At 65.6% G+C, this 2,840-nt stretch carries 4 protein-coding genes; all 4 read right to left on the bottom strand.

All coding sequences use genetic code 11. From position 1 onward, the window contains the following. A partial coding sequence (locus tag O7A61_RS31785) for a 2Fe-2S iron-sulfur cluster-binding protein (RefSeq protein ID WP_337133112.1) occupies positions 1-1,418 on the bottom strand: 1,418 nt, incomplete at its 3' end. After that, positions 1,415-1,726 carry a sarcosine oxidase subunit delta gene (locus O7A61_RS31780; RefSeq protein ID WP_337133111.1) on the bottom strand — a complete coding sequence of 104 codons (312 nt, stop codon included), beginning with the start codon at positions 1,724-1,726 and terminating at the stop codon, positions 1,415-1,417. The genes O7A61_RS31785 and O7A61_RS31780, both read right to left, overlap by 4 nt. A gap of 11 nt (positions 1,727-1,737) precedes the next feature. Beyond that, complete coding sequence (locus tag O7A61_RS31775) at positions 1,738-2,160, bottom strand: hypothetical protein (protein ID WP_337105559.1); 423 nt, start codon at positions 2,158-2,160, stop codon at positions 1,738-1,740. 2 nt (positions 2,161-2,162) lie between these two features. Continuing rightward, positions 2,163-2,840, bottom strand: a 678-nt coding sequence (locus O7A61_RS31770) for an FAD-dependent oxidoreductase (protein WP_337133110.1), incomplete at its 5' end; no start/stop codon positions are given.

Here is a 2,840-nt window from a genome sequence, read left to right as displayed (position 1 = left end):
CCCGCCGCATGGGCCTCGTCGACCGTCGCCGCCAGTCCGTCGGTGCCGTTGCAGGCGCCGACCGAGACGCAGTCCTGCGCGTAGGTGCCGGGCACGAACCGCTTGGTCTCGTCGTTGAAGGCGACCTTGCCGCGCGACTGCGAGAACAGATGCACCGACGGTGTCCAGCCGGCCGACATCAGGATCGCATCGACCGGAATTGTGCGTTCGCCGCCGCCATTCTTCGGCTGCACCGTCATCGACGACACCCGCAGCTTGCCGCCGGCGCGGATCACAGCACGGCCGAAATTGATCTCGATGCCGAGCGCCCTCGCCTCGTCGATCACCGGGCCGGTCGGGTTGTCGCGCAGATCGACGATCGCCGCCACGTTGACGCCGGCCTTCTTCAGGTCGATCGCGGCGCCGTAGGCCGAGTCATTGGCGGTGTAGACACCAACATTTTTTCCGACCGCGACACCATAGTGGTTGAGGAAGGTGCGCGCCGCGCCCGCCAGCATGACGCCCGGCCGGTCGTTGTTGGCGAACACCATGTGGCGCTCGATGGCGCCGGAGGCCAGCACCACGCGCTTGGCGCGGACCTGCCATAGCCGTTCGCGCGGCAGGTCATGGCCGGGAGCCTTCAGGTGATCGCTGACGCGCTCGACCAGACCGACGAAATTCTGCGCGTAGTAGCCGAACGCCGTGGTGCGCCGCAGCACGCGGACGTTGTCCATTGCACCCAGCCTGGCGATCGCCGCTTGCGCCCAGGCAAAGCCGTCCTTGCCGTCGACCTTGGCGCCAGACTCGAAGCGCAGGCTGCCGCCGAACTCGGCCTGCTCGTCCGCAAGGATGACACGCACGCCGGTCTCCGCCGCGGCAAGCGCCGCCGCGATACCAGCCGGACCGCCGCCCAGCACCAGAACGTCGCAATGGGCGTAGCGCGAGGAATAATGGTCGGGATCCGGCCTGTCGGGGGAAACGCCAAGACCGGCGGCTTCGCGGATCTTCGGTTCGTAGAGGCTCTTCCAGGCCGCCTTCGGCCACATGAAGGTCTTGTAGTAGAAACCGGCCGAGAACAGCGGTGATGCCAAATCGTTGACCGCGCCGACGTCGAAGGACAGCGACGGCCAGCGGTTCTGCGAATTGGCGGCAAGCCCGTCATAGAGTTCCTGTACGGTGGCGCGCACGTTGGGCGTCTTGCGCGCGTCATCACGCACGATCTGCACCAGGGCGTTGGGCTCTTCCGCGCCGGCCGAGAGGATGCCGCGCGGGCGGTGGTACTTGAACGAACGGCCGACCAGATGCACGCCGTTGGCAAGCAGCGCCGAAGCCAATGTGTCGCCCTCGATGCCGGCATAGGACTGGCCATCGAAGCTGAAGCGGGCGGTCTTGGCCTGGCTGAGGCGTCCGGCGCCGGGAATGCGCAACGCGCCGCTCATTTGGCTACTACTCCGTTGGAAACGATGGGCAGCGTGGAAGGTTTCGGCTCGCCGGCCTTGTAGGTCATGACGAACTTGTCGGTGACGGTGTCGCGCACCGCGTTGAAGAAGCGCGCGCAGCCATGCATGTGCCGCCAGCGCTCATAAATGATGCCCTTGGGATTCGAGCGGATGAAAAAGAACTTCTCGAAATCGTCGTCGCTCTCGCCGGCCATGTTGGCCGAACGCGCGATATGCGCCTCGCCGGCGTTGCGGAATTCGAGTTCCGGGCGCTCTTCCTCGCAATAGGGGCAGCGGATGAGAAGCATCGTGTTTGTTCCTACAATTCGCCGTGGCCGACGCGCGCGCCGGGAGGTTGGTCGCAAAGCTTCTGGCCCATGGTCATGAAGGGAGCGACGAGTCGCAGCCGCTCCTCGACGCTCGTCGCCGCACTGAAGAGATCGCGGTTGGCCATGTTGCCGAGCGTCAGCTGCATCGGATCTGTCGTAACGATGACGCCACGCGGTTGGAAATCCTCGTCCTCATCCAGCCCATGCGGCCTGCCCTCGAAGAACATCACCACTTTCTGGCCGACACTCCAGACGCAGGCGAGCATTCCCTCGTCGACGGAAAACGGCCAGCCGGCCTCGTTTCCGGCACGGTTGATCGGCTGTAGCCGCACCTCCTGCGCCGTGGGAACATGAAACATGCCTTGTTCCCCCGCCAGCATCAGCGGCATCGCTACTGCCACCTCGGCCATCATCATCAGTGCGCCACCGCCGCCGCCGCTGCCTCGTCGATGAGGCGGCCGGTGCGGAAGCGTTCGATGGTGAAGGGCGCGTTGATCGGGTGCGGATCGTCCTTGGCGATGGTGTGGGCGAAGACATGGCCCGAGCCCGGTGTCGCCTTGAAGCCGCCCGTGCCCCAGCCGCAATTGACGTAGAGGCCGGGCACCGGCGTCTTGGCCAGGATCGGCGAGCGGTCGGGCGTCACGTCGACGATGCCGCCCCACGAACGCAGCATCTTCATGCGCGTGAAGATCGGGAACATCTCGCAGATGGCGTCCAGCGTATGCTGGAGAATGTGAAGTCCGCCGGTCTGCGAATAGGAAACATACTGGTCGGTGCCGGCGCCGATCACCAGTTCGCCCTTGTCGGACTGCGAGATATAGGCGTGCACCGTGTTCGACATCACAACGCAAGGCACAACCGGCTTGACCGGCTCCGACACCAGCGCCTGCAGCGGATAGCTCTCCAGCGGCATGCGCACGCCGGCCATGTTCATGATGACCGAGGAATGGCCGGCCGCGACGACGCCGACCTTCTTGGCGCCGATGAAACCGCGCGTCGTATCGACGCCTGTGACCGCGCCGTTGGCAGCCCGCTTGACGCCGATGACCTCGCAGTTCTGGATGATGTGGACGCCGCGCGCCGAAGCGCCGCG

The organism is Mesorhizobium sp. Cs1321R2N1, from assembly GCF_037179725.1.
In the GTDB taxonomy this organism is placed as follows: Bacteria; Pseudomonadota; Alphaproteobacteria; order Rhizobiales; family Rhizobiaceae; genus Mesorhizobium; species Mesorhizobium salmacidum.
The sequence above is the reverse complement of the archived record's forward strand: the minus strand, read 5'-3'. Positions and strand labels throughout refer to the sequence as shown.